The organism is Kocuria sp. JC486 (assembly GCF_011602805.1).
Lineage (GTDB): Bacteria > Actinomycetota > Actinomycetes > Actinomycetales > Micrococcaceae > Kocuria > Kocuria soli.
Map to the genome: position 1 here is coordinate 83,420 of NZ_JAAOZS010000005.1, position 24,584 is coordinate 108,003.

The following is a 24,584-nucleotide window of genomic DNA, read 5'->3' on the forward strand; positions in this document are numbered from 1 at the left end:
ACAGGGCCCGAACGTGGCGGGTCTGATCAAGGAGTAGACATCATGCAGTTCGGCATCTTCAGCGTCGGCGACGTCACCACGGACCCGACCAACGGCACCACCCCCTCGGAAGCTCGCCGCATCCAGGCGATGACCAAGTACGCCCTCAAGGCTGAAGAGGTCGGCCTGGACGTCTTTGCCACCGGCGAGCACCACAATCCGCCGTTCGTGCCGTCGTCACCCACCACCCACCTTGGGTACCTGGCGGCGCAGACCAAGAACCTCAAGTTCTCCACGGCCACCACGCTGATCACCACCAACGACCCCGTCAAGATCGCCGAGGACTTCGCGTTCCTGCAGCACATCTCCGGCGGCCGCGTGGACCTGACCATGGGTCGCGGCAACACCGGCCCGGTCTACCCCTGGTTCGGCAAGGACATCCGGGACGGCATCCCGCTGGCCATCGAGAACTACCACCTGCTGCGCAAGCTGTGGCGGGAGCCCGTGGTCAACTGGTCGGGCAAGTTCCGCACTCCGCTGCAGAACTACACGTCCACCCCTGCCCCCCTGGACGGCGTGCCTCCGTTCGTGTGGCACGGTTCCATCCGTTCCACGGAGATCGCGGAGCAGGCCGCCTATTACGGTGACGGCTTCTTCCACAACAACATCTTCTGGAACATCGAGCACACCGCCGCGATGGTCAACCTGTACCGCCAACGCTTCGAGCACTACGGGCACGGTTCCGCCGATCAGGCCATCGTGGGTCTGGGCGGCCAGTTCTTCGCCGCGGACACGGAGGCCGAGGCCAAGCGGATCTTCCGCCCGTACTTCGACAACGCCCCCGTCTACGGCCATGGCCCGTCCATGGAGGACTTCACGCGAGCCACCCCGCTCACCGTGGGCACCGTGGATCAGATCATCGAGCGCTACCTGGGCTACGCCGATCAGGTGGGTGACTTCCAGCGACTGCTGTTCCTCCTGGACCACGCCGGCCTCCCGGAGGAGTTGGTCCTGGAGCAGATCGAGATCCTGGGCAAGGAGATCGCCCCCGTCCTGCGCACGGAGTTCGAGCGTCGTCGTCCGGCCCACGTGCCCTCGGACCCGCCCACCCACGCATCGCTGGTCGCCGAAGGTCCGGAGTCCTCGCACCGGAAGGTGATCAACGCCGTGGTCCCCGAATCCGACGACGACGCCACCGCCGCGTCGTCCCAGACCGAAGGAGTATCCCGATGACCCGCCACCTCGTCGTCGTGGCCGCTGGACTGTCCAACCCGTCCACCACGTCCCTGCTGGGTGAACGCCTGGCCGAGGCCGTCACCGCGCAGGTGGGTGGACGGGGTGAGAGCGTGGAGGTCGAATACGTCGAACTGCGCGATCTTGCCGTCAACCTGGCCCATGCGATGACCACGGGCGGGCTCCCCGACCCGGTTTTGGACGACGTCAAACGCAAGCTGTCGGCCGCAGACGGTCTGATCGCCGTGACCCCGGTGTTCAAGGCCTCCTACGCGGGGCTGTTCAAGAGCTTCTTCGACGTCCTGGACCAGGACGCCCTGGTGGACATGCCCGTGCTGATCGCGGCAACCGCCGGTACACCGCGGCACAGCCTGGTCCTGGACCACGCGGTGCGGCCACTGTTCACGTACATGCACGCCACGGTGCTGCCCACGGGTGTCTTCGCAGCAACGGAGGACTTCGGCTCGGATGAAGCCGGGCTGGAGCGGCGCATCAACCGGGCCGCCAGGGAGTTGGCCACCGCAATGGTGTCCACGCAGACCGGCGTCGCCGGGTTCATGCAGGAGGGGCTGGGTGCGGCACCCGCGGACCGCGGGGCGTCGTCGTCCGGCTCGGGCAGCGCAAGCTCGCGGACCTCCGGTGTGGACCTGAAGCCGGCCGTCACCGACTTCTCCACCCTCCTGGCCGGCCACGACGGCTCCTGACCCCATCCGCCACGGCCCCTACCCCTCCGCCGAGTTCGGGGTTGTTCCGCCTATAGAGCCGAATAGGCGGAACAACCCCGAAATCGGCACGTCGCGGACAGGGCGGCCACACTTAATCGGTCAGCTGAGCCCGGCAGTGTCGACCGTAGCCATCACAGTCCATCCTCGATGGGCTCCGCCCTGGCCTCCGGATTCCCGTAGTCGAAAACCACGTTCAGGGCACGTTCGAGTTCTTGAAGGTCCTCCAAGGTCTCGACGTCGACCACCTTGCCCCAACGCAGTGTCATGAGCTGCAAGACGGTGTTCCGATATGTCGACCCGTCCGGCAGATCGCCTTGGACCCGAGAGTTGACCACCACCCTGGTGCGCCAGGGACCCCCGGAGACAAAAACCTCCCGAACATCGAAGATGGCACCTGGCAACAGTCTGAACACGCGCTGCCACCACGCCTCCATTGATGTCCGGGTACGACGGCGCCCGCCCAGCGCATGTTTGCCGTGGAAGTGGTACGTGAAGTTTCCCGCCAACCCGTCGAGCATGGCGCCATAATTTCCGTCGTTGATGGCCTCGAACGTTCGCCGGACCTTCTTCTCGACCATCATCGCGTAGATCATGTCGCCCCGTTCCTGGACTCCGTCACCTCATCCGGGACTCCGCGGTCCCGCCCTCACCTAATTTACCGCCGAGTTCGGGGTTGTTCCGCCTATTCGGCCGAATAGGCGGAACAACCCCGAACTCGGCGGGGGGGAAGCAGATGCAGAGGTGCCCCCGACCATCAGAGGTCGGGGGCACTTCCGTCAGTCGATCGCCTGAAATCAGGCGGGGACAACCTCGAACTGGACGGTCGCGTTGACGTCCTCGTGCAGGCGGACGTTGGCGGAGTAGGTGCCAACGGTCTTGACCTGCTCGCGGATCTCCACGCGGCGCTTGTCGATCGAGCCCAGGCCGGCGGCCTCAACCGCGTCGGCAACCTGCTCGGCCTTGACGGAGCCGAACAGACGACCCTCGGTGCCGGTCTTGGCCGGAACCTGAATGGTGGAGCCGTTGAGCTTGGCGGCCAGTTCCTGAGCTTCTTCCAGGGAAGCGAGCTCGCGTGCAGCGCGGGCAGCCTTGATCGACTCGACCTGCTTCTCCGCACCCTTGGTCCACGGGGTTGCGAACCCGCGGGGGAACAGGAAGTTACGGGCGTAGCCGTTCTTGACCTCGACCACGTCACCGGCCGAACCGAGCCCGGAGACCTCGTGAGTCAGGATGATCTTTGCCATGAGTTCTGTTTCCTTTCCGATCAGCGGCCGGAGCCGGCGTAGGGAAGCAGAGCGACCTCACGGGCGTTCTTGATCGCCTGGGCGATCTTGCGCTGCTCCTGGACGGACACGCCGGTGACCCGGCGGGCGCGGATCTTTCCGCGATCGGAAATGAACTTGCGCAGCAACGCAACGTCCTTGTAGTCGATCTCGGTCACGCCTGCAGCCTTGAGGGGGTTAGCCTTCGGCTTGGGCTTGCGAATTTCGTTCTTCGCCATCTTGGTGCTCCTTCTGAAGCGTGGAGCCCGCAGGTGTCCTGCGGGATGGAATGGATTGATGCGGATCTTCGATCCGTGGATCGGCGACGACGGGCACCGGGCCGGTGTCCGCCCAACCGGGAGTGATGTCCCGGGCGGGCCACCGATCAGAACGGCGGTTCGTCGTCCTGGCCGGTTCCCCAGTCGTAGTTGCCGCCGGAGGACTGGCCCCAGGGGTCGTTCTGCGGTGCAGCCTGCTGGCGTCCACGGCCGCCCTGGTTCCCACCAAAGCCGCCCTGGCCGCCACCGGACTGGTTGAAGCCACCCTGCTGGTTGCCGCCCTGGCCGCCGCGGTTCCCACCGAAGCCGCCGTCGTCGTAACCGCCGCCCTGGCCACCCTGACCACCGCCGAAGTTGCCGCCACCCCCGCGGGAGTTGCGGTTGACCTTGGCGGAGGCGAAGCGCAGCGACGGGCCGACCTCTTCGACCTCGAGCTCCATGACCGTGCGCCGCTCGCCTTCCTTCGTGTCGAAGGACCGGGAGCGCAAACGGCCCTGGCAGATCACGCGCGTGCCCTTGGTCAGGGTCTCCGCAACGTTCTCCGCCGCTTCCCGCCACACCGAGCAGCGCAGGAACAGGGTCTCCCCGTCCTTCCACTCGTTGGACTGGCGGTCGAACTGGCGCGGGGTCGAGGCGATCGTGAAGTTCGCAACGGCCGCACCCGACGGGGTGAAGCGCAGTTCGGGGTCTGCGGTCAGATTGCCGATGACGGTGATGACTGTGTCGCCAGCCATGGGGGTTCCTCCGGATCGAGTCGCAGTTGGGGTGATGACGATGACTGTTCCCAGCCCATCATCACACCGTGGTCCGACGCCACAGGGGCGTCAGTCGAAACCTCAGGCCTCGGCGGGAACGGGCTCGCCGTTGACGTCGTGGTTGGGGTGGATGCGCTGCTCCTCAGGGCGGATGATCTTGGTGCGCATGATGGCCTCGTTGAGGTTCAGCACGCGGTCAAGCTCCTGAGCGGTAGCGGGCTCGGAGTGGAAGCGCACGACGGCGTAAATGCCCTCGGACTGCTTCTGGATTTCGTAGGCAAGGCGACGACGGCCCCAGATGTCGACGTTGTCGACGGTGCCGTTCTCACGGGTGACGACCTCGAGGAACTTCTTCAGGGTCGGGTCGACCGCACGGTCGTCAACCTCGGGGTTGATGATGACCATCAGCTCGTACTCACGCATGTAAGAACCCACCTCCTTCGGGCTAAGCGGCTGTGGCGTTTCCACAGCAGGAGGTTCAATGCGTGCCTGCCGCCGCGCCCCACCCGTTCGGGCAGCCTCGGCACACAGACCTGGCAACGCTACTACAGGTGCCCGTGCTCAGTCGAGGCTGACGGTGGTCTCCGCGGCTTTTCCGTCCGAGGTCACATCCACATGCACGGGGAAGTCGATCAGTTCCTCCACGCGGCGCCCGTCCTCGTAGTACGTGAGTTTGGCCTCGGCGGCCCTGTGTTCGGAGGCCTTCCAGTCCAGTGGGCTGTCACTGTCCTCGTCCGGGACCAGCCACAGAGCGGGACGGGAGACCAGCTCCCACTCGACGTCCTTGATTTCGGCACCGCGCTTCGGGGCCTCGAGCGGGGTGGGTTTGCCGCCACCGCTCGGTGTGGCCATGGGGCTCTCGGGCGCCTGCGCGTCGGGCACGTTGCCCTCGGCCCATCGCTTCGAACTCGGGCAGCCCTCCGGGGCCACGGAGTTCGAGCCCATGCACTCCTCGATCTCGGCGCGGATCTGGCCGTCGACCTCCTCCCACAGCTTCGGGGAGGGTTCGACGGCGACGATCACCTCGTGTGGGCCGGGATCGTTGAGGTCAACGGTCACGGGCTGCACGGGATCACTCAGGACGTAGTCGCTGTCCTCCGGGAGGTCGACCGTGAACCGGCCGGGCATCGCCTCCCAGTCCCACACTCCACCGGTGCCGTCGGCCGCAGCACGGTCCCGAGGATTCAGTCGCTCGGTCTCTCCGTTGATCGCGATCTCCGCCACTCCCGGCGCCCGAACGGACAGGGTGGCGGCCTCGTGGTCCTGCATCACCCAGGCGTCGTTGAACGGTCCCGTCCGGTGTTCCTTGGCCACCTTCCAGGTGTGTTCCTCGCCTTGCGTACTGCCCTCCGGGACCTGACCTTCGGCCCACCAGACCTTCGCCCTGATCTCGGCGGTGTTCCCGTTGACCGCCACATCGGTGACCTCCCAGCGCTCGATCCGGCCCTGGGCGGCGCGGTAGGCACGGTTGGGGAGGGCATCCGCGCCGGAGTACCCGAATCCGGTGGAGAACGTGGCCAGGCCCTGACGCGACCGGCCGTCGACCATCGAATCCAGCCAGTTCTCCACGGGGTCCTCGGGGTTGCGGTCCACCAGGGTCCAGTTGACCACCACACCAATCACCGTCACGACGACGACGACCACCGCCAACCACCCCCAAAGGGAACGGCGCAGTTTCCGCGTCCGTTCCTTGTCCCCGAGCGCGACGAGCTTGGGCAGGACGGACCACGCGTGATGGCCGTCCTCGTGCTCGTCGTGCTGACCAGGGTTCATCGAACGCTCGACCGGTCACATGTTCTTGGCGTGCACACCGATCAACAGGGCACGCTTACCGCGCTGGATGTCCACGCTGACGGCGATCAGGAACCACAGGAGCACCAGCACGCGCAGCACGGCGAACGCATCCTGAGGGGTCCAGCCCCACTGCTGGAACACCGGTTGGGTCTCCCAGCCGCCGCCCGGGGCGTTGAGCGTGGCCCAGTACCCGATTTCAACGGCCTGCCACACGAAGAACTCGATCCACGACCTCCGCGCCAGGACCACGAGCGGCACCAGCCACACGGACTGGAGCAGAGACCAGTCCCGGCCGAACAGGACGTAGACCAGCAGCAGCAACAACAGCACCTGGACGATGCTGGGGTCCTTGCCCGCCAGCACGGTGACCAGCAGGACGGCGACGACGGCAAGCAGGACCACGACCAGCGACAGGTTCTCCACCGCCGCGGTGTCCACCGACAGGCCGGTGGGTCCGGCCAGCACGGTGTTCCACACGTCCCAGACGGTGGTGCCCTCCGCGGGCCCGTCGAAGGCGCCGGAGAACTGTTCCCGCCACCGGTCGAACTCCGTGACCATGTACGGCCCGTTGACCGCGGCGAAGAAGATCACGGAGGACAGCAGCGCGATGAAGAAGTCGCCGATGTAGCGGTACCGGGCAGCCATGAACAGGATCGCCACCAGAACCAGAACCGGCAGGAGGTTGACCGTGGCTCCCAGTCCGATCCAGAGTCCCGCGATACCCGGCGACCCGCGGATGTAGGAGGCGACCGCGAGCATCATGAACATCACGGCCCACAGGTCCCAGGCGCTGAACCCCACCAGCAGGACGGTGGGCGCGAAAGCCATGACCACGGGGTCGGACGGCTGCTTGCCGGAGAGCCCGGCCACCGTGGCGATGATGACCACCCACACCAGGGCGGTGAGCACCACGGTCAGGTCGAGCACCGTGTTGGCACTGAGTTCGACGTTGAAGGCCTGTGCCAGGCCCGTGGTCATCCACCCCAGGACGGAGGTGAACATGCCGACCACGATCGGCTGGTCCCCCGAGGGCCCGCCCGTGAAGAACCCTTCGAGCATCGTGTTCGGAGTGACGCTGAGATCACCCGGATCCAGCTGGGCCGAGCACAGGCCAGGGAAGCGCTCGGAGACGTTCCACTCGGGGACCCGGCACGGGACGCGCAGCAGGAAGGAGAGCAGGACGGCCAGGATGCCGATCACGAAGACCACGAATCCGTTGGCCCCGCGTCTGCCCTTCTTTCCCTCAGCCATGCGTCACCTCCCCTTGCCTGCGATTCCGTCCCCGAACGCCCTCAGCCGACGAATCCAGTCCGCCGGGTGACGCTTGTTCCGGGCTCAGATTAGCGGCTTCACCGGCCACGTCCCGGGGGGCGCGGCCGCGCAGGATGTCCCCAACCGTGGCACCACAGATCGCGACGACGGCGACCACGTGAAGCAGGACGGCCCCCACGTAGACGGTGGTCCACATCCCGAGCGTGGGCGTCTGCGCACCGTTGGCGTAGAGCCACGAGAAGATGGCGAACCAGTGGAAGACCTCGATGACCTGCCAGACCAGGAACTCGACGATCCGCGGTCGCGCCAGGATCACCAGCGGCACCAACCACAACACGAACTGTGGTGAGTAGACCTTGTTGGTCACGACAAACGCAGCCACGATCAACAGGCTCAACTGTTCGATGGTCGGCGCCTTCGGTGCCAGCAGACCGATGACCAGGACTCCCACGCAGCACAGTGCGAAGACCCCGTAGGCGATCAGATTGATGGTGTGTGGGCTGAGCTCACCCATACCGAACGCGGGAGCGAGGGCCCTGTTCCACACGTGGTAGACGGAGGAGAAGCCGGCACCGCGCTCCGAGGAGAAGCTCCAGAAGTACCCCCACTGCGTCGGGTCCAGGAGCATGAACGGCACGTTGACGGCCAACCACGTGAGCGCCGTAGCCAATGCCGTACGGAACAAAGGTCCGAATTCCCGGCGGCGCAGGGCCAGGACGATCAGAGCACCCAGGATCAGGAACGGCCACAGCTTGAGAGCGGTCCCGAGGCCGAGGAACACACCGCCCAGGATCCACCGGTCCCGTCGGAAACACAGGAGGGCGGCCACCGTGGTCAGTACCGGCCACAAATCCCAGTTGATAACGCCGGTCGCGGCCACCGCAGGGGCCAAGGCTGCCACCACCGCGTAGCGCGGGGCCACCACCAGGCGGGACAGCAAGAGCACCGTGACCACCCAGGCCGCGGCAAGGGTCACCACATTGACGTCAAAGTATATGCTCTGAGCAACATGCACACTTGTCACCGGCGTAATGGCCCAGGCGATCACCCCGGTCAGCGTGGCGATCAGGCTCTGCAGGACGGGATACTCCAAGAGAGCGTCCGGGGACAGGTACGGGAAACTCCCGTCAATCATCCCCGTCGATTTGTACAGCGTCGGGAGGTCCGAATAGCAGGCTCCCTGGTAAGGAATGTTCCCGCTCCACTTCATCTGGTGACACGGCAGACGGAGGAACCAGGCCACGGCCATGGTCCACACGGCCAGACCCACCAAGGACCAGGTCCAGAACCGCGAGGTGTTACCCAGCGGTGCTTCCGTGCCTACGACCGCGCCAGTACCAGTACTCACAGACCTGTCTCACTCTCGTTCGGCGCTGCGTTCTTCGCGGAATCGTCATCCGGGCGGTTGGCCGCCCACCATTCACGCAACCGCGCCTCCGCGGACTCACGGCCGATCTCGCCCTCGTCCAGACGGAGTTCGAGCAGGAAGTTGTAGGCCTCACCCACGGTCTTCGACGGCCCGATCCCCAGGATCTCCATGATTTGCTGCCCGTCCAGTTCGGGACGGACCGCCGCCAGTTCCTCCTGCTCCGCCAACTCCAGGATGCGGCGCTCCAAGTCGTCGTAAGACCGGGCCAGGCGTCCGGCCTTGCGTTTGTTCTTTGTGGTGACGTCCGATCGGGTCAACAGGTGGAGTCGGTCGAGCTGGTCGCCGGCGTCACGGACGTAGCGGCGGACCGCCGAATCGGTCCATCCGGCCTCCCCGTAGCCGTAGAACCGCATGTGCAGTTCGACCAGGCGCGTCACCGTCTTGATGGTCTCGTTGTCGAAGCGCAGGGCCTTCATGCGCTTACGCGTCAGCTTGGCGCCCACCACGTCGTGATGCCGGAAACTCACGGCGCCGTCGTCGGAGAAGCGGCGCGTGTCGGGCTTGCCGACGTCGTGCATCAGCGCTGCGAACCGCAGCGGGAAGTCGGGACCGATCACCGGGCCCCCCGGCCGTTCGAGGTCCACGGCCTGCTCCATCACCGTCAAGGAGTGTTGGTAGACGTCCTTGTGGTGATGGGCCGAGTCGGTCTCCAGCCGCAAGGCAGGAACTTCGGGCAGGACGACGTCGGCCAGTCCCGTGTCGACCATGATCTCGACCCCGCGGCGCGGGTCAGCCCCGTTGATCAGCTTGACCAGTTCGTCACGCACCCGTTCCGCGGAAACGATCTCCAGGCGCGCGGCCATGTCCGTCATGGCCGCCAAGACCTCGGGGGCCACGTCCATCCGGAGCTGGGAGGCGAAGCGGGCGGCGCGCATCATGCGCAGCGGGTCGTCGTCAAAGGAGGACTGCGGGGTCCCCGGGGTTCGCAGCAACCGGGCGTGGAGGTCTCGGACGCCGCCGTGGGGGTCCACGAGCTCCAGGGACGGCAGACGCAGCGCCATGGAGTTGACCGTGAAATCCCTGCGGACCAGGTCATCGGCCAGCTCCGTCCCGAAGGCCACCACGGGCTTCCGCGAAGCGGGGTCGTAAGCTTCGGCACGGTAGGTCGTGATCTCCAGCTGCATGTCACCGCGACGAAGACCGATCGTGCCGAATTCGCGGCCGATCTCCCACACGGCATCGGCCCAGCCCTTGATCACGGCTAGCGTCTGGTCCGGTGTGGCATCGGTGGTGAAGTCCAGGTCCGTGGAAACACGCCCCAGGAACAGATCACGAACGGGACCGCCCACCAGGGACAGGTCGTGCCCGGCCGCCTGAAAGAGGCGCCCGGCTTCGAGCACCACATCGGGCACGGCGGAGGTATCGAGCAACTGGGTCATCGCCGCCCATCATTCCAGACCCCGGCCCCCGTTCACGCGCGCTGGGCCTCACACCTTCAGAGGTCTGCCCGTCGAGTGAGGATAGGCTGGTTGGCATGACTTTCCCCGTTCCCAGCGCTCCCAAGAAGCGGCCGGTGGCCGCGTCGACGGCGCTGCCCACGGTGGAAGAGGTCTCGGCAGGCGGGGTCGCGGTTGATCTCGAAACCCCCGGTCACCCGGTGGCGATCATCGCCCGGGTCAACCGTGGTGGTCGCCTGGAATGGTGCCTCCCCAAGGGACATCCGGAAGGCGAGGAGACGGACGCGCAGGCGGCCGTCCGTGAGATCGAGGAAGAAACCGGCATCGCCGGGGAGATCCTGTCACCGTTGGGCAGCATCGACTACTGGTTCTCCGTGTCCGGGCACCGGGTGCACAAGACCGTGCACCATTTCCTGCTCAAGGCCGTCGGGGGCTTCCTGACCACGGAGAAGGACCCCGATCACGAGGCGGTCGACGTTGCCTGGGTCAACATCGACGATCTGGGCCGCAAGCTGTCGTTTCCCAACGAACGGCGCATCGCCGACATCGCTCGTGAGTACATCATTCACCAGCTCTAGGCTTTGACCCGCGGCGGGGCCGTGACACCCGCACCTACGCATATACCCTGCATGGGGCCGCGTACTCGCGCGGGTTGTTTCACGGACACGCTCAGCAGAACTCTAAGGAACGCGAATGGCACGCTCAGGTGCGGTTTCCAGCGCCATCATGGCTTCGGGAACCCTGGTCTCCCGCATCCTGGGCTTCGTCAAGCTCATGTTGATCGCCGTGGCGATCGGCAGCACCACCGACCCGTCGAACATCTTCAACGCGGCCAACAACCTGCCGAACCTGCTCTACGTGCTGATCGCCGCCGGCGTCTTCAACTCGGTCCTGGTACCGCAGGTCATCAAGGCCTCCAAGAACTCCGACGACGACGGCGCCGACTACATCTCCCGACTCACCACCCTGGCCGTGCTGGCCATGGCCCTGATCACGGTCGTGATTGTGCTGCTGACAGTCCCAATCATGACTGTGATGACTCCCGGCTGGGGGGAGGCTCAGCGGTCCCTGGCCATCACCTTCGCCTCCTTCACGCTGCCGCAGATCTTCTTCTACGGCGTCTACACGGTCATGGGGCAGGTGCTCAACGCCAAGGGCGCCTTCGGTTGGTTCATGTGGGCCCCCGCGCTGAACAACGTCATCGCGATCCTGGGCCTGCTGGTCTTCATCCAGCAGTTCGGGACGTACGCCGAGGCGCAGCATGGCGTGGACACATGGACCAACGGCCAGACCTTCTGGTTGGCGACGATGTCCACCGTGGGCGTGGCCTCGCAGGCCGTTGTGCTGATCTGGCCGCTGCGCCGTTTGGGGCTGGACATCCGGCCCAAGTTCGGGTGGCGGGGCATCGGGCTCTCCCAGGCCGCCAAGCTCTCCGGGTGGACCTTGGTCACCGGCGTCGTGGCCAACCTGGCGTTCCTTGCCCTGGCACGCACCGCCAACATCCCCAACGGGTACACACAGCAGTACCTGGACGCCGATCCGCCTCAGATGATCGCCGGCAACTTCGCCCTGGACACCGCGACCATGCTCTACGCGCTGCCGCACGGTGTGATCGGGCTGTCCATCGCCACGGTGCTGTTCAACACGATGGCCGCGGCCGCCGCGGACAGCAACACCGCGGGCGTGAACGCCGCTCTGTCCAAGGCCTTGCGGTACTCGGGCATCGCCAATGTGTTCTTCATGGCCTGCCTGATCGCCTACGCGGGCCCGCTCGGCATGTTGTTCTCGGGTGGGATCCCTGAATCCGGTGCGGTGATCGGGCAGGTCGTCGTCGTGATCGCGATCGGAGCACCCTTCCTGACCTGCGCGTTCCTGTTCGGGCGTGTCTTCTACGCGCAGGAGGATGCTCGCACTCCGTTCGCCGTGCAGCTGTTCATCTCCGTGCTCACCGTGGCGGCCGCGCTCGCGATCCAGCACTGGGTGGCGCCCAACCACATGATCTTTGCGATCGCCGCGTGCTACGCAGGACAGAACATCCTGTCCACCGTGATCTACCACTTCCTGGCCGTGCGCCGGATCGGCGACTACGGACTGGGTGAGGTGTTGGACACCCACGTCCGCTCTTTGGGGGCAGCCGTCGTTGCCGCCGGCCTGGGGACCGGGGTGCTGTGGCTCATGGGCGGCTGGAGCACCGACGGCTGGCCGTGGAGCAACCTGTTCACCGCCCTGTCCACGCTGGCCGTACTGGGAATCGTCACCGCAGTGGTCTACCTGATCATGCTCAAGGTGCTGGGCCTCAAGGAGTTGCCCGAACTGGCGCGGCCGATCCTCGCGCGCCTCAAGCGCTGAGCGCCCCGACCCGTCGGATCGCCGGTCCGGAGGGCACTGTCCCGGGTACACTGCGACAGTCCGCACTACACGTCAGAGTCACTGCCGAAACCCCTCAGGGTCCCCCGCGAGGACACCCAACACTTCAGGAGAACAAGTGCCCCAGCCGATCAGTCTCGGGACCGTTCTGGGCGGTCGTTACAAGGTGCTGGACGAAGTGCTCACGACACCCGAACAGGACCACGTCCTGGGGGGCCAGGACCAGATCCTCGGCCGTGAGGTCACCATTCTTGTTCCCTCGGAACGTCACACGTCCCGCGTCGTCGAGAACGCACGCGCCATGGCCATCGGTGCCGTGGACGCGGATCTGCACATCCTGGACCTGGGCCAGTCGGGCAACACCACCTACCTGGTCACATCCTTCGCGGCCCCGTCGATCCTGATCGAAGAGCTGCTGGCCGAACCCGGGTCGGTGGACGACGAGACGCTCTCCGACGACATCTTCGGTCGGCCTCGCTCGGCCACCGCAGCGGGCACGTACGTCGTCGACGACGGCGAACCGGAAGCGGAGGGGGAGGAAACCTCCGAGGAGTTCTACGACAACTGGGACGACGACGAGATCGACTCCGCCCCCGCGGCGCCCGAGGTCGAGAAGCACATGGGTCGCGCGCGCCGCGCCCCCGAGTCCTCCACCCGCGCCACGCTGTTCGACCGCGCCGCCGCCGGACGCGGCAGCTCCGCGCAGAAGACCCCGGTGCGGGACACTCACCGCATCGATCCGACCTACGACGGCGACAACCGCTACGACTCCTACGAATACGAGTACACCTCCGGGTCCAAGGGCCGTGCCGCCGGTGCCGCGGCCACCGCGAGCCCGTGGCAGAACGCGAACCGTACGACGGGCCAGCGCTCGTCCTCGAGCACCCGGTCCCGGAAGGAGAGCGGCAACTCCCGTGGAAAGGGCGGCCTGATCGCCCTCCTGCTCGGCTTGTTGGCCGTCCTGGCACTCGGTGCCGCCCTGATCTTCGGCGGCCTCGGCAACCTCTTCACCAACGCCGGCGGCCCGGGCGGGGGCGAATCCGCCTCCCCGGCCGAAAGCGCCACGCAGGAAGTGCCGGTGGCCGAGCCCGCGTCGGCGATCCGGCTGGTCCCGGACAATCCCACGTTCATGGCCGATCAGGACTCCACCCTGAACCAGGTCATCGACGAGGACCCCTCCAGCGCCTGGGTCAGCTACGGCTTCGATTCACCCGACTTCAGCCAGCTCGCGAATTCCGTGAGCCTCGGCGTGCGCTTCGAAGAACCGACCCGGATGCAGCGGGTCTCGATCTCGCAGGAATCGGGTACGGGCGGCTCCTTCACGGTGTACGTGGCCGATGACCCCTCCCTCGAGAACGCCACAGAGGTGGGCAAGGGAACGTTCCAGGGCCAACAGACCACCGTGGAACTCGGTGAGGCGGCCCAGTCGGAGGAACACGAGTACCTCATCGTCGAGTGGACCGAACTGCCCACCCTGACCGAACCGATCGCCGGCTACAACTACGGCCTGCGCATCAGCGACATCACCGTCTCCTGACCCAGGACGCGCTCCTGTGGCCGCCGGTCGGCGACCTTCCGCAACGGAATAGATCGACACCGCGCAGGGTTTGACCCCTTGGAAGCGCGGAAATGCCACCGCGAAACCCTTCGACGAGTACGGAAGAAGGCCTACACCCGTGAGCCCCGACTTCACCCCGGCCCTCAAGCTCGATCTCGGCGCAACGCCTCCCGGTACGGCCGAGTCCGACCAGCAGCAGGTTGCGGACGGAGATTCCACGGTGCATGACGTCGTCATCGTCGGCTCCGGTCCCGCTGGTTACACCGCTGCGATCTACACGGGCCGAGCCAACCTGAAGCCCGTTGTGATCGCCGGGTCGGTCACCGCCGGCGGTGACCTCATGCAGACCACCGAGGTGGAGAACTACCCCGGGTTCACCGACGGCATCATGGGCCCGGAGTTGATGGCCACCATGCAGGCCCAGGCCGAACGGTTCGGTGCCGACGTGCGCTACGAAGACGCGGTCAAGCTCGAGCTGGACGGTGAGGTCAAGAAGATCACCGTGGAAGGCGGCGAGGTCCTCCGCGCCAAGACCGTCATCCTGGCCACCGGCTCGGCCTACCGTGAACTGGGCCTGGAGGACGAAAAGCGCCTCTCCGGCCACGGTGTCTCCTGGTGCGCCACCTGTGACGGGTTCTTCTTCAAGGGTCAGAACATCGCGGTGGTCGGCGGTGGCGACTCGGCGATCGAGGAGGCCACCTTCCTGACCAAGTTCGCGGACAAGGTCACCTTGATCCACCGTCGGGACGAGTTCCGCGCTTCGGAGATCATGCAGAAGCGCGCCTTCGATGACCCCAAGATCGAGATCCTGTGGAACAAGCAGGTCATCGGAATTTCCGGCGAGTCCAAGGTTCAGGAACTGAGCCTCGAGGACACCGTCACCGGGGACGTCTCGGCGCTGCCCGTCACGGGCCTGTTCGTCGCCATCGGATCCGATCCTCGAACGGACCTGTTCAAGGACCAGGTCGAACTCACTCCTGAGGGCACGGTTGCCGTGCAGGGCCGTTCCTCCAAGACGACCCTTCCGGGCGTGTTCGCCGCCGGCGACGTCTTGGACCCCACCTATCGCCAGGCGGTCACCGCCGCAGGATCCGGCTGCGTGGCCGCGATCGACGTCGAGCACTACCTGGCCGAGCACTCCGCCCGAGCACAGGATCAGGACCAACTGACCGCGCCCTCGGCGGCGCAGCGTTCTCCGCTTCCGCACTGATCCCGAACTTCCACGTGAACTCCCGAAAGGAACCCTCATGAGCACCACCGACGTGACCACTTCGAACTTCGAGACCGAGGTCCTCAACTCCGACAAGCCCGTGATCGTGGACTTCTGGGCCGAATGGTGCGGGCCCTGCCGCATGGTGGGCCCCGTCCTGGAAGCCATCTCCGACGAACACGCGGACTCCGTCAAGGTCGTCAAGCTGAACGTTGACGAGAACCAGGAGATTGCCGCCAAGTACGGCATCACCTCCATCCCGGCCGTTTATCTCTTCGACGGCGGAGAGGTCCAGAAGCAGAGCATCGGTGCCAAGCCCAAGTCGGCGCTGGAGAAGGAATTCGCCGAATACCTCGGCCAGGCCTGAGACCGGCACCGATCGTCCCGTTCGTCTAGTGCTGCGTAGGTCACCGGAACCGCAACACTTGGATTCCAATACGCGGCACAGATGACACCACGCCCCCGCAGACCCCGACTCCGTGTAGTTTTGCGGGGTCGGGGTCTGGCGTTGGGTGATTCTGTTTTTATAAGCCCACTTATTATTGACGGCAGCTGCCTGGTTCCATCGCCGAGCCTGCTGCCCGCACCCGCACCTTGATTCCGCAAGCCGCCCGCCCACCCGTCACCTCCACCGGTGGCAGAAGCATCCACCACGAGGCACCACGACTCATGTCCGAAGACATCACCAAGCCCCTGCAGTTCGGAACGAAGGATCGTCGCGTCGTAGGACTCAGGGAGCGTCTGATCCGCACGGGGCCTGCCCCGCACGGCTTGGATCCTCGGGACGTGGACGACCCCACAGCATTCGACGACGTCGTCCAGACCACCGTCCGTGGCTTCCAGCAGGCCCGAGGGCTGCTGGTCGACGGCGTGGTCGGCCCCGAGACGGAACGGCGGTTGAACGAAGCGCAGTACACCCTGGGCGATCGACGCCTCCACTGGGATGTCAACGAACCCCTACGAGGCGAGGACGTCGAGCGGCTTCAGGACAACCTGTCCCAGCTCGGTCTCTATTACGGCCATCTCACGGGCACCTTCGACGAGAAGACCCATCACGCGGTGGTCGAGCTGCAGCACAGTCTCGGCCTTCAGGCCACCGGGGCCGTTGACTCCCAAACCATCGCGGCACTGGCCAGGGTCAACAAGAAGATCTCCGATTCCAAGGCGTTCTCCCTTCGCGACTATCACCGGTTGGAGCGCGCCACGGACGCCATTCGTTCCCAACGGGTCGTCCTGGTCCCGGCGATGTTCACGAACAACCCCGTGATCCCCGCCGGCGCTCCGGACAACTACCGAGAGATCGCCGAACGCATCACCGTCGATGTCGCCGTGAGAGCTCACGAACTCTTGAACGAGGTGGGGGCCACGCCGGTCCTCGTTGCGAATCGGCCCGTGGTCGACCGTCGCGGCACCCACATCGACGTGCGGTCCTCCATTGACGAGGCGCTCGGCACCAGCCGCGACGCCGTCGTCGTGGTGCTGGACACGGACTGGAACCGGTCGTCCGCGGCGCACGGAGTGTCGGTGTTCTACTGGGGCGACGACGACCGCGCCAAGGCCACGCTCTCGCCGATCGGTGAACGGGCCGCTGCCCTGACCCTGCGCGAGATCATCGCCCGCACCGGTGCCCTGGACCTGGGCACCCATGGACGGCAGTGGGGAGTGCTGCGCCTCAACAGCGTGCCCACAATTTCGCTGGATCTCGGGTACTTGTCCAACCCCGGTGAGCTTTCCCGACTGGAAGACCCGGAGTTCCGTACGCACATGGCCACGGCCGTCGTCGTCGGACTCCAACGCATGTACCTCCAGGCCTCCGAAGACATGCCGACGGGCACCATGAATGCCGTGGACCTGGCCCGCGAGATCGCCCGTCGGCCGCAGTCCTGAGCAATATGTTTCACGTGAAACGGCCCCGACATCCCGTGAGTTGTCGGGGCCGTTCTCTCGTCTCTGCCCCCTGGCAGAGTGAATGGCTTGCCTGCTACTCCTGGTTCTCCGGCAATCCCTGCGGATCCAGGACCGAAATGATCCGGTTCAGATCCTCGACGGAAGCGAACTCGATGGTCATCCGACCCTTGCGGGCACCCAGATTGATCTTCACGCTGGTGTCCAGCTTGTCGGAGAACGCGTCCGCGATGTAGTCGAGCCGCTCCCTGTGTCGCTCTTGCGTCTGAGCGCTGCGACGAACGGTTGGCTTGCGGCTCTTGGACAGCGTCACAGCTTCTTCAGTAGCTCGAACGGACAGGCCCTCGGCAACAATGCGTTGAGCGAGCCGCTCCATCTCCGCCGGGTCCTCCAAAGCCAAGAGGGCACGAGCATGGCCTGCGGACAGGATGCCGGCGGCCACTCGACGCTGCACCAGAGCTGGGAGCCTCAAAAGCCGCAACGTGTTGCTGATCTGCGGCCGCGATCTCCCGATTCGACGCGACAGCTCCTCCTGAGACGCGCCGAACTCCTCCATCAACTGCTGGTATGCAGCCGCCTCTTCCAGGGGATTCAGCTGTGATCGGTGAAGGTTCTCCAGCAACGCATCGCGCAACAGATCGTCGTCACTGGTTTCACGCACGATCGCGGGGATGCGCTCCAGGCCGGCTCGCTGCGTGGCGCGCCAACGGCGCTCACCCATGACCAGCTCATACGCGGGTCCTTCCGCCTCCCGCGATGGACGTACGACGACGGGCTGAAGGACTCCCAGCTCGCCGATGGAGTAGGCGAGCTCTGCAAGTTCGTCCTCGTCAAACACCTGTCGTGGCTGCTTGCGGTTCGGGTGAATGTCATTGACATCGACTTCCCTGAACGAGGCCCCGGGCACGGTCTGGAGAGATTCCCCATCCTCCGGCCTTGATTCAGCAGACGCTGTGACCGGCCGCTCTCCGGTTTTCGATGTGTCTATGACTGCATTCTCAGGCTGTCCTTGTCCCGTTTCACGTGAAACATTGTCCGTCAACGCACTGGAGTTAACGACTGCGGGGAGGTCAGGAGAGGGATTGTCTACATCTTCACTCTTCGCCGACTCTGTAGCGGATGGTGTGAAGAACATGTCCGAGGGCCGGCGCGACCCCTCGGACCGCGGGGTACCACCGAGGTTCATCCTCGCGCGCATCGCCTCTTGACGTGCTTCGGCGCTCACACTCCGCTTGCGACCGTTCGGCGTTTCACGTGAAACGCCCTCGTTGTCGCTCGACTTCCGCTCATCGACGCCCCCACCGTTGGCGGAAGCCTTCTTCTCATCATCCTTGGACTTTTGCCCAGGGGACTTGGACTTCGCCTTGGAGCTCTGCTTCTCGGCCTTCGGGCCGGTGCCACCTGCACTTCCCGACTTCCGCTTGGAAGTTCCGCCACCGGCCTTAGCCTTCGACTCAAGGGAGGAGCCTTGACTCTTCTTCTCGGTGGAGGAGTTGGAGTCTGCGTCATTTGATCTCGACTTTTCAGGCACCCCAGTCTCGGGTCGGTCCGACGACCCACCCGTTTCACGTGAAACGTCGGTCGTCCCCGACTGTGGGGTACGTGTGTTCTCAAACGCGACAACATCGTCGTCAGCTGGGGTACTTCCAGGTATCTCATCCGTCGTATGACCACTCGGAATCAACGCACCCAATCCGCGTCCAAGGCCTCTTCGTCGCTCCGCCACAGTTCGCTCCATTCACATCGACAACTCGGACGATTCTACTTGGGTGGAGAACTCGAACGGACCCCTTGTCGCCGTTTCACGTGAAACCGTTGGGACATAGTTGCAATGCAGTAGCAACGCACCAGCCACACAGCCCGCGCTTCCTATACCTCCAGCCACCGCCTACGAAGTCTTAGCTGATGACCCTGACGCAAGCTCCGTCACGCTAGTGGGCTGCCATGGGAGATGGAATCTGATGTTTCACGTGAAACGTGCGATCCCAGATGATCCGGCAAGCCGAGCCGCAGCCGTCGTCCCGCACGTGAATCCATTCACCAACAGACCCCTAGGAACCACCGGTGACCGTCACCAGCGAGCTCTCGGATGCTCAAGACCTTCCTCAAGGAACGACAGCCGACAAGGTGAACCCTGGTCGTGAGTTCGTCCCAACTCATGTCTACGGATGCCCCCATCCAGGAATCTCGTCAGAAGTGGCGGGCAATAGGAAAGGGCACCGTTTCACGTGAAACGGCGCCCCCCTTGGCGACCAACGAAGTCAGTTCAGGTTCTACTGGCTGACCTGTCCACCTCGCATGGCAATTTCAGCTGCCGCCTCCAGGTAGGCCAGGGAGCCCGTCGATTGAGGGTCATAGGTGATGACCGACTGCTGGTAGCTCGGTGCTTCAGAAATCCGAACCGAGCGCGGGATCATCGTCTCCAGGACCTTGTCCGGGAAGTGGGTACGAACCTCGTCGGCAACCTGTGACGCCAGGTTCGTGCGGCCGTCATACATCGTCAACATGATGGTTGAGACGTTGAGCGACGGGTTGAGGTGCTTCTGGATCATGCCGATGTTGTTGAGGAGCTGGCTGAGTCCCTCGAGCGCGTAGTACTCGCACTGGATCGGAATCAGTACTTCGGACGCGGCCACGAAGGCATTGATCGTGAGCAGACCAAGACTGGGAGGGCAATCAATGAAGATGTAGTCAAGCCGCTCCAGGCCGGCCTCTTCACGATCCTTCCTGTACTGAGCGATTGCCCGGGACAACCGCTGTTCGCGGGCCACCATCGAAACCAACTCGATCTCTGCGCCCGCAAGATCAATGGTCGCCGGTGCCACGAACAATCGTTCGCTTTCGGGCGACTCCACCACCGCGTCCTTCAGGGGTAGCTCGTCGACCAACACGTCGTAGACGCTGTTGACCTCCGTGGAGTGGGGGATTCCCAGTGCCGTGGACGCGTTGCCCTGGGGATCGTTGTCGATGACCAACACGTTCTGTCCCTGCTTGGCCATTGCAACAGCCAAGTTCACAGAGGTACTGGTCTTCCCCACGCCGCCCTTCTGGTTGCTGATGGTGAACACGCGGGTGTCAGCCGGGCGCTGGACGTCAAGCTTCTGCAGACGCTGCCGTCGCTGGTTCTCTTCCACGAGCTTCCTCCCGAGCGGGCCGTCTCCCGCACTTCGATGGACTTCGGCGTTGGTGATACCGGGTTCCCGCACGATGGTCCTCGCACGGTCCGGGACGATCCTGTCGGGGGAGGCCACCGGATCGGGTGGTAGTTCGCGGTCGTCCACCCGATGGACGTCGTGCTGCGGCATCGATTGGCCTCCGTTGATTGCCGTGAACGGTCATGGTCGGCCGTGGCAGCATCAGGGCTGCTGGCCGGGCTCCACCCTACCCGCTGTGAATTGAGCCCCCGGAGGTGCTCAGAGGCTCACCCGGACAACGGTTGTCGGTTCGTCGAGCAAGTCCTGACCCACTGTCAGGATCTCGGTCCGATCCGCTTTCCACCGCTTGAGCTTCTTCTGCGCCTTGTCGATCTCCGCCTGGGCCGAGCGACCCTTGAGTGCCAGGAGCTGGCCGTCACCGTCCAGCAGGGGCAGGGTGATGTCCAGGAGTCCGGTCAGGGCCGAGACCGCGCGAGCCGTGACGACGTCCACTCCACCGAGCTGATCGCGCGCCTGCTCGCCGCGGGTGCGCAGGATCTGCACATTGCCCAGCTGGAGGTCCTGTACCACTTCTTCGAGCCAGGTCACCCGACGTTCAAGGGGTTCGATCAGGGTGATCGAGATGTCGGGTCGGGCCAGGGCCAGGCAGAGTCCGGGGAGTCCGGCACCTGAACCGACGTCAGCCACGCGTGCGTCCCGGGGAATCAGGGACTCGACCACTGCACAGTTCAGGACGTGCCGTTCCCACAGACGGGGCACCTCCCGCGGTCCGATCAGGCCGCGAACAATGCCTGAGGACGCCAAGTGCCCCACGTAAGCCCGCGCGAGGTCGAGGTTGTCACCGAAAACCGCCTCCGCGGCCTCCAGCATCTTGCCCTCGAGAATCGGCGGTTCCTGGGGTTCGGGTGCCGGTCGGGAATCGGGGCCGGTGGGCGCCACAGCTCAGCCCTCGACGCTGATCACGATGTGTCGGCCCGCGCCTTCGCCTTCGGATTCCGAGTGCAGTCCGGCCTCGGCGACGACGTCGTGGACGATCTTGCGCTCGTAGGGGGACAGCGGGTCCAGGTGAACGGGTTCCCCGGTCGAGCGGGCCTTGTCCACGGCTTCCAGGGCCAGGTCCTTGAGTTTGCCCGCCCGCTGGTTGCGATGGCCTGCAATGTCCAGGACCAGTCGACTCCGGTGCTCGGTGGCGGCGAGCACCGCCAGTCGCACGAGTTCCTGAAGGGAATCGAGCACTTCACCGTCACGGCCCACCAGGATCTCGAGGTCCTCGGAGGTGCCCTCTTCGTTCAGCACCGACAGGTAGGTCCGGCCGTTGCGCACCTCGATGTCGATGTCGCCGTCCAGATCCGCCAGATCCAGTAGTTCTTCGAGGTAGTCCGCAGCGATCTCGCCTTCCTCGACCAGGGGGTCGACGTCGTCGTCCTGGTTCTCGGCTCCGGCCGCGTCTGCGGGCGCGGAATCGCGCCCGGAATCGGACTCGGGCCCGTTCTCCGGATCAGCGGGGACGTCGACGCCGGCGGCAACGGCAGCGGCGTCCACTTCCTGACCTGGTTCCAGGTCCTCGACCTCGATCGCCTCACCGGCGGTTTCGTTCTGGTTGTTGCTCACGGGAGCTCCTCGGGAAGTTCGTGGTGGATGCCGGCAGCGGCATTCGGAATGGACCGGGTGCGGCCAGGATCAGCGGCGGTGTGAACCGGGCCGCCGTCGCCCTACTTCTTGCCGGTCGACCCCGATCCGGAAGATCCGGTTCGGTTCGGTGAACCAGGGGCCTTCTTGGTCTGGGCCTTCTGACGCTTCTTGCTCATGGGCTGCTGGCGCTGTCCCGCGGCGGCCTTGGCGCGAGCCTCTTCGAGCTCGGCTTCGTGTTCTTCCTTGGACTTGCCGACGGGGGGCAGGCCCTTGGCGGCACGGCGCTCGTTGAGTTCACGTTCGGCCTGGGAACCGGGGGTGGGGTTGCGGCGGATCATCCAGTACTGCTGGCCCATGGACCACAGGTTGGAGATGGTCCAGTAGATGAGCACACCGATCGGGAAGTTGATGCCGGTCACGGCAAAGATGATCGGGAAGATGTAGATGATCATCTGCTGCTGGCGGTACATGGGCGACTCCTTGGTCGCCTCCGACACGTTCTTGGCCGCCAGCTGCTTCTGGGAGATGAACATGGTCACGGTCATCGCGATCACCAGCAGGATCGCGATGACGACGGTGGCCGTGTGGTTGCCGTCGCCCGGGCTGCGCAGCGTGGAGAACAGCGGGGCACCGAACAGGGTGCTGTCGTAGAACTGGTGGATCATGTCCGAGTTCAGGATCAGGATGCCCTCATCATTCGATGCAGCCTTGGGCACCCCGTTGAGCACCTGGAACAGGCCGAAGAAGATCGGCATCTGAGCCAGGATCGGCAGGCAGGAGGCCAACGGGTTGACGTTGTGCTCCTTGTACAGGGCCATCTGCTCCTGAGCCATGGCCTGGCGGGAGACCTGGTCGGTCTTGCCCTTGTACTTGGCCTGCAGCTTGGCCATCTCCGGTTGGATCACCTGCATACCGCGCATCGAGCGGATCTGCTTCATGAACAACGGAATGGTCAGGGTGCGCATGATGAGCGTGAGGCCCACGATGGCCAGCACCCAGGTCCACCCGCTGGCAGGATCCATCCCCACGGCGGTGAACAGCGAGTGGAACAGCCAGAGAACGGCGGAAACGGCCCATTTGAAGGGCCACAGGATCAGATCGAAGAAGTTCATGGGAAGGTCTCTCCTTAGGCCGAGTCCGTCGTACCGGTGGCAGTGCCGGTCCGGGATTCAGCCGGTGACGTCGCGTCACCGTCGGGTGTGCGATGCGCGCCGGCGACCGGGGCGCATGAGGCCAGCAGTCGTGCTCGGTCCTCGGGGGTGGGATGGTTCAGCAGCATGATGCGGGGCAGGTCCTCCACGGTGTGGAAGGCCCGACCGCCGTCGGGAACTCTGTCGATCCCACCGGCAGCCCAAGGGTGGCAACGCAACAGTCGCCGGACGGTGAGGCCCAAGCCGCGTACCGCTCCGTGCCGGGTGACGGACTCCAGGCCGTACGCCGAACACGTGGGGAAGTGTTTGCAGACGTCCCCGTAAAGCGGCGAAACCAGGGCCCGGTAGATCTTGAGGCCCGCGATCAGCAGATTCTGGGGCAGGAGCCACAGAACCTGCAGGGCCGTGTTCGGGTGCACGTATTCGGACGGTGCGGCGTCGAAGAGTTCCTGGGAGGTCTTCCGGTTCCCGGAATCTTGCGCGACTCCGGGGTCCACGGTCTCGGTCATGAGTGGGCTCCCGTCAGGGAATCCGCGCTGCCCCCGGCTTTGACCCTGGCCTTCGACCAGGCCGAGTTCCAGTCCGTGGCCAGTTCATGGAACGTTGCCTCCGCCGCCGGAGGGAGGGCCCTGACGACGACGTCGCATCCGGTCGGTCGTGATCGGACGCTGTCCTCCACCAGGGCCCGGAGCCGACGCTTGACCCGGTTGCGGGTCACCGCGTTGCCGATCGCCTTGGACACGACGAAACCGGCGCGGACCGGTTGGTCCGGGCCGGTGGGACGTACGTAGACGACAACGTTCCGGCGACCCTGACGGGCCCCGGAACGTGTGGTCGCTGCAAAGAGCGTGGACGTGCGCATCCTGTGTTGTGACGGAAGCACGCACTCACCCCTTGCGGATTGTGGTCGTTGACCGCCCGTCCAGACCCCCGGTTCCGTGAGGCCCCAGAGGTCAGGGCGCTGCGGTCGCGCGAACGATCTCAGGCAGAGAGGGAGGCGCGGCCCTTGGAACGGCGGGCCGACAGGATGGCGCGGCCGGCGCGGGTGCGCATGCGGGCACGGAAGCCGTGCTTCTTGGCGCGGCGGCGGTTGTTCGGCTGGAAAGTGCGCTTGCTCATTGTGAATCTCCCGAAAAAGGAAGGGCGGAACGGTTCATGTCGAGCGGGGCACGCAGCCGATTCAAGGGCGCGCGACGACCCGCTCAGTACGTGAGCCGGTCCACCTTTGCGGTGGTCATTGGGGTGTGTCCTGGACGACCGTGGATCACGAATGTACGGGCGCAATGCAGACACAAGACTGGGCAATTCTAGGCAGGGTGAGACATCCGGTCAACTGCGCGTGAGCGAGATCGCGCGGCTGTCGGCTGATGTTCTTCCGGTTGCCCACAACTGTGCACGGTCTCGAAAAAATCTTGTGGAAAACCTCGACCCGCCGCTTCCCAGTGACGGCGCGCGAGCAGGCGTGTAACTACAGAAGTGTAG

25 protein-coding genes are annotated in these 24,584 nt (G+C 65.1%); 8 read left to right on the forward strand and 17 right to left on the reverse strand.

Translation table 11 applies throughout. The annotated features are described in order from the left end of the window. Positions 1-42 precede the first annotated feature (42 nt). Positions 43-1,212, forward strand: coding sequence for an LLM class flavin-dependent oxidoreductase (locus tag GWK18_RS04625; protein WP_166833529.1), 1,170 nt, complete (start codon positions 43-45; stop codon positions 1,210-1,212). After that, positions 1,209-1,916: an FMN reductase gene (locus GWK18_RS04630; protein ID WP_166833531.1), complete on the forward strand. Its 708-nt coding sequence runs from the start codon at positions 1,209-1,211 to the stop codon at positions 1,914-1,916. The genes GWK18_RS04625 and GWK18_RS04630 overlap by 4 nt, the downstream gene beginning before the upstream one ends. 152 nt (positions 1,917-2,068) lie before the next feature. Here GWK18_RS04630 and GWK18_RS04635 read toward each other — a convergent pair whose 3' ends face one another. The 9 genes from GWK18_RS04635 to GWK18_RS04675 all read right to left on the reverse strand — a co-directional run bounded on the left by GWK18_RS04635 (position 2,069) and on the right by GWK18_RS04675 (position 10,106). Next, the gene (locus GWK18_RS04635) at positions 2,069-2,530 is read right to left on the reverse strand and encodes a nuclear transport factor 2 family protein (RefSeq protein ID WP_166833533.1); all 462 of its coding nucleotides are present in this window, start codon (positions 2,528-2,530) and stop codon (positions 2,069-2,071) included. A gap of 201 nt (positions 2,531-2,731) precedes the next feature. Then, a complete protein-coding gene (gene rplI, locus GWK18_RS04640) occupies positions 2,732-3,181 on the reverse strand; it encodes a 50S ribosomal protein L9 (protein WP_166833535.1) in 450 nt (149 codons plus the stop codon). A gap of 20 nt (positions 3,182-3,201) precedes the next feature. Then, on the reverse strand, positions 3,202-3,438 hold the full coding sequence (gene rpsR, locus GWK18_RS04645) for a 30S ribosomal protein S18 (protein ID WP_047688597.1): 237 nt from the start codon (positions 3,436-3,438) through the stop codon (positions 3,202-3,204). Between the two features lie 146 nt (positions 3,439-3,584). Continuing rightward, positions 3,585-4,211 carry a single-stranded DNA-binding protein gene (locus GWK18_RS04650; protein WP_166833537.1) on the reverse strand — a complete coding sequence of 209 codons (627 nt, stop codon included), beginning with the start codon at positions 4,209-4,211 and terminating at the stop codon, positions 3,585-3,587. A gap of 102 nt (positions 4,212-4,313) precedes the next feature. Beyond that, positions 4,314-4,655: a 30S ribosomal protein S6 gene (gene rpsF / locus GWK18_RS04655; protein ID WP_123824338.1), complete on the reverse strand. Its 342-nt coding sequence runs from the start codon at positions 4,653-4,655 to the stop codon at positions 4,314-4,316. Between the two features lie 138 nt (positions 4,656-4,793). After that, positions 4,794-6,005, reverse strand: a complete 1,212-nt coding sequence (locus GWK18_RS04660) for a hypothetical protein (protein WP_123824337.1) — start codon at positions 6,003-6,005, stop codon at positions 4,794-4,796. A 15-nt stretch (positions 6,006-6,020) separates the two neighbouring features. Next, complete coding sequence (locus tag GWK18_RS04665) at positions 6,021-7,277, reverse strand: glycosyltransferase 87 family protein (RefSeq protein WP_167739285.1); 1,257 nt, start codon at positions 7,275-7,277, stop codon at positions 6,021-6,023. Further along, a complete protein-coding gene (locus GWK18_RS04670) occupies positions 7,270-8,646 on the reverse strand; it encodes a glycosyltransferase 87 family protein (RefSeq protein ID WP_166833539.1) in 1,377 nt (458 codons plus the stop codon). The genes GWK18_RS04665 and GWK18_RS04670 overlap by 8 nt, the downstream gene beginning before the upstream one ends. After that, positions 8,643-10,106 carry a CCA tRNA nucleotidyltransferase gene (locus GWK18_RS04675; protein ID WP_166833541.1) on the reverse strand — a complete coding sequence of 488 codons (1,464 nt, stop codon included), beginning with the start codon at positions 10,104-10,106 and terminating at the stop codon, positions 8,643-8,645. The genes GWK18_RS04670 and GWK18_RS04675 overlap by 4 nt, the downstream gene beginning before the upstream one ends. Positions 10,107-10,201: 95 nt before the next feature. Between GWK18_RS04675 and GWK18_RS04680 the strand changes: the two genes are divergently transcribed. From GWK18_RS04680 to GWK18_RS04705, 6 genes are all read left to right on the forward strand, one after another. Next, positions 10,202-10,702, forward strand: coding sequence for an NUDIX hydrolase (locus GWK18_RS04680; RefSeq protein ID WP_166833544.1), 501 nt, complete (start codon positions 10,202-10,204; stop codon positions 10,700-10,702). Positions 10,703-10,817: 115 nt separating this feature from the next. Beyond that, positions 10,818-12,473 (forward strand): lipid II flippase MurJ, encoded by a 1,656-nt coding sequence (locus GWK18_RS04685; protein ID WP_166833546.1) that lies wholly within the window; start codon positions 10,818-10,820, stop codon positions 12,471-12,473. A 136-nt stretch (positions 12,474-12,609) separates the two neighbouring features. Further along, positions 12,610-14,028: a hypothetical protein gene (locus GWK18_RS04690; RefSeq protein ID WP_123824332.1), complete on the forward strand. Its 1,419-nt coding sequence runs from the start codon at positions 12,610-12,612 to the stop codon at positions 14,026-14,028. Positions 14,029-14,167: 139 nt separating this feature from the next. After that, positions 14,168-15,259 (forward strand): thioredoxin-disulfide reductase, encoded by a 1,092-nt coding sequence (trxB, locus tag GWK18_RS04695; RefSeq protein WP_166833548.1) that lies wholly within the window; start codon positions 14,168-14,170, stop codon positions 15,257-15,259. A gap of 37 nt (positions 15,260-15,296) precedes the next feature. Continuing rightward, positions 15,297-15,626 (forward strand): thioredoxin, encoded by a 330-nt coding sequence (trxA, locus tag GWK18_RS04700; protein WP_123824330.1) that lies wholly within the window; start codon positions 15,297-15,299, stop codon positions 15,624-15,626. A 302-nt stretch (positions 15,627-15,928) separates the two neighbouring features. Further along, the gene (locus tag GWK18_RS04705) at positions 15,929-17,146 is read left to right on the forward strand and encodes a peptidoglycan-binding protein (RefSeq protein ID WP_123824329.1); all 1,218 of its coding nucleotides are present in this window, start codon (positions 15,929-15,931) and stop codon (positions 17,144-17,146) included. 94 nt (positions 17,147-17,240) lie between these two features. Here the strand turns inward: GWK18_RS04705 and GWK18_RS04710 are convergent, their stop codons facing one another. The 8 genes from GWK18_RS04710 to rpmH form a co-directional block, all read right to left on the reverse strand. Next, entirely contained in the window at positions 17,241-18,695 is a 1,455-nt protein-coding gene (locus GWK18_RS04710; RefSeq protein WP_348535831.1) for a ParB/RepB/Spo0J family partition protein, read from the reverse strand. Between the two features lie 742 nt (positions 18,696-19,437). Beyond that, on the reverse strand, positions 19,438-20,469 hold the full coding sequence (locus GWK18_RS04715) for an AAA family ATPase (RefSeq protein ID WP_123824328.1): 1,032 nt from the start codon (positions 20,467-20,469) through the stop codon (positions 19,438-19,440). A 108-nt stretch (positions 20,470-20,577) separates the two neighbouring features. Beyond that, positions 20,578-21,189 carry a 16S rRNA (guanine(527)-N(7))-methyltransferase RsmG gene (gene rsmG / locus GWK18_RS04720; RefSeq protein ID WP_123824497.1) on the reverse strand — a complete coding sequence of 204 codons (612 nt, stop codon included), beginning with the start codon at positions 21,187-21,189 and terminating at the stop codon, positions 20,578-20,580. Between the two features lie 72 nt (positions 21,190-21,261). Then, positions 21,262-21,930 (reverse strand): R3H domain-containing nucleic acid-binding protein, encoded by a 669-nt coding sequence (locus GWK18_RS04725; RefSeq protein ID WP_348535832.1) that lies wholly within the window; start codon positions 21,928-21,930, stop codon positions 21,262-21,264. Between the two features lie 101 nt (positions 21,931-22,031). After that, positions 22,032-23,063: a membrane protein insertase YidC gene (gene yidC, locus GWK18_RS04730; protein WP_166833550.1), complete on the reverse strand. Its 1,032-nt coding sequence runs from the start codon at positions 23,061-23,063 to the stop codon at positions 22,032-22,034. 14 nt (positions 23,064-23,077) lie between these two features. After that, a complete protein-coding gene (gene yidD / locus GWK18_RS04735; RefSeq protein WP_166833552.1) occupies positions 23,078-23,611 on the reverse strand; it encodes a membrane protein insertion efficiency factor YidD in 534 nt (177 codons plus the stop codon). Further along, a complete protein-coding gene (gene rnpA / locus GWK18_RS04740) occupies positions 23,608-23,985 on the reverse strand; it encodes a ribonuclease P protein component (RefSeq protein WP_166833554.1) in 378 nt (125 codons plus the stop codon). Before rnpA ends, yidD begins: the two co-directional genes overlap by 4 nt. Before the next feature lie 98 nt (positions 23,986-24,083). Further along, positions 24,084-24,221: a 50S ribosomal protein L34 gene (rpmH, locus tag GWK18_RS04745; protein WP_123824324.1), complete on the reverse strand. Its 138-nt coding sequence runs from the start codon at positions 24,219-24,221 to the stop codon at positions 24,084-24,086. Between the last annotated feature and the right edge of the window lie 363 nt (positions 24,222-24,584).

What these genes read in the sequence shown, in the direction of transcription:
- GWK18_RS04625 (WP_166833529.1), top strand. Translation starts at nt 43, where the DNA reads ATGCAGTTCGGCATCTTCAGCGTCGGCGACGTCACCACGGACCCGACC.
- GWK18_RS04630 (WP_166833531.1), top strand. Translation starts at nt 1,209, where the DNA reads ATGACCCGCCACCTCGTCGTCGTGGCCGCTGGACTGTCCAACCCGTCC.
- GWK18_RS04635 (WP_166833533.1), bottom strand. Translation starts at nt 2,530, where the DNA reads ATGATCTACGCGATGATGGTCGAGAAGAAGGTCCGGCGAACGTTCGAG.
- rplI (WP_166833535.1), bottom strand. Translation starts at nt 3,181, where the DNA reads ATGGCAAAGATCATCCTGACTCACGAGGTCTCCGGGCTCGGTTCGGCC.
- rpsR (WP_047688597.1), bottom strand. Translation starts at nt 3,438, where the DNA reads ATGGCGAAGAACGAAATTCGCAAGCCCAAGCCGAAGGCTAACCCCCTC.
- GWK18_RS04650 (WP_166833537.1), bottom strand. Translation starts at nt 4,211, where the DNA reads ATGGCTGGCGACACAGTCATCACCGTCATCGGCAATCTGACCGCAGAC.
- rpsF (WP_123824338.1), bottom strand. Translation starts at nt 4,655, where the DNA reads ATGCGTGAGTACGAGCTGATGGTCATCATCAACCCCGAGGTTGACGAC.
- GWK18_RS04660 (WP_123824337.1), bottom strand. Translation starts at nt 6,005, where the DNA reads ATGAACCCTGGTCAGCACGACGAGCACGAGGACGGCCATCACGCGTGG.
- GWK18_RS04665 (WP_167739285.1), bottom strand. Translation starts at nt 7,277, where the DNA reads ATGGCTGAGGGAAAGAAGGGCAGACGCGGGGCCAACGGATTCGTGGTC.
- GWK18_RS04675 (WP_166833541.1), bottom strand. Translation starts at nt 10,106, where the DNA reads ATGACCCAGTTGCTCGATACCTCCGCCGTGCCCGATGTGGTGCTCGAA.
- GWK18_RS04680 (WP_166833544.1), top strand. Translation starts at nt 10,202, where the DNA reads ATGACTTTCCCCGTTCCCAGCGCTCCCAAGAAGCGGCCGGTGGCCGCG.
- GWK18_RS04685 (WP_166833546.1), top strand. Translation starts at nt 10,818, where the DNA reads ATGGCACGCTCAGGTGCGGTTTCCAGCGCCATCATGGCTTCGGGAACC.
- trxA (WP_123824330.1), top strand. Translation starts at nt 15,297, where the DNA reads ATGAGCACCACCGACGTGACCACTTCGAACTTCGAGACCGAGGTCCTC.
- GWK18_RS04705 (WP_123824329.1), top strand. Translation starts at nt 15,929, where the DNA reads ATGTCCGAAGACATCACCAAGCCCCTGCAGTTCGGAACGAAGGATCGT.
- GWK18_RS04715 (WP_123824328.1), bottom strand. Translation starts at nt 20,469, where the DNA reads ATGCCGCAGCACGACGTCCATCGGGTGGACGACCGCGAACTACCACCC.
- rsmG (WP_123824497.1), bottom strand. Translation starts at nt 21,189, where the DNA reads ATGCTGGAGGCCGCGGAGGCGGTTTTCGGTGACAACCTCGACCTCGCG.
- yidC (WP_166833550.1), bottom strand. Translation starts at nt 23,063, where the DNA reads ATGAACTTCTTCGATCTGATCCTGTGGCCCTTCAAATGGGCCGTTTCC.
- yidD (WP_166833552.1), bottom strand. Translation starts at nt 23,611, where the DNA reads ATGACCGAGACCGTGGACCCCGGAGTCGCGCAAGATTCCGGGAACCGG.
- rpmH (WP_123824324.1), bottom strand. Translation starts at nt 24,221, where the DNA reads ATGAGCAAGCGCACTTTCCAGCCGAACAACCGCCGCCGCGCCAAGAAG.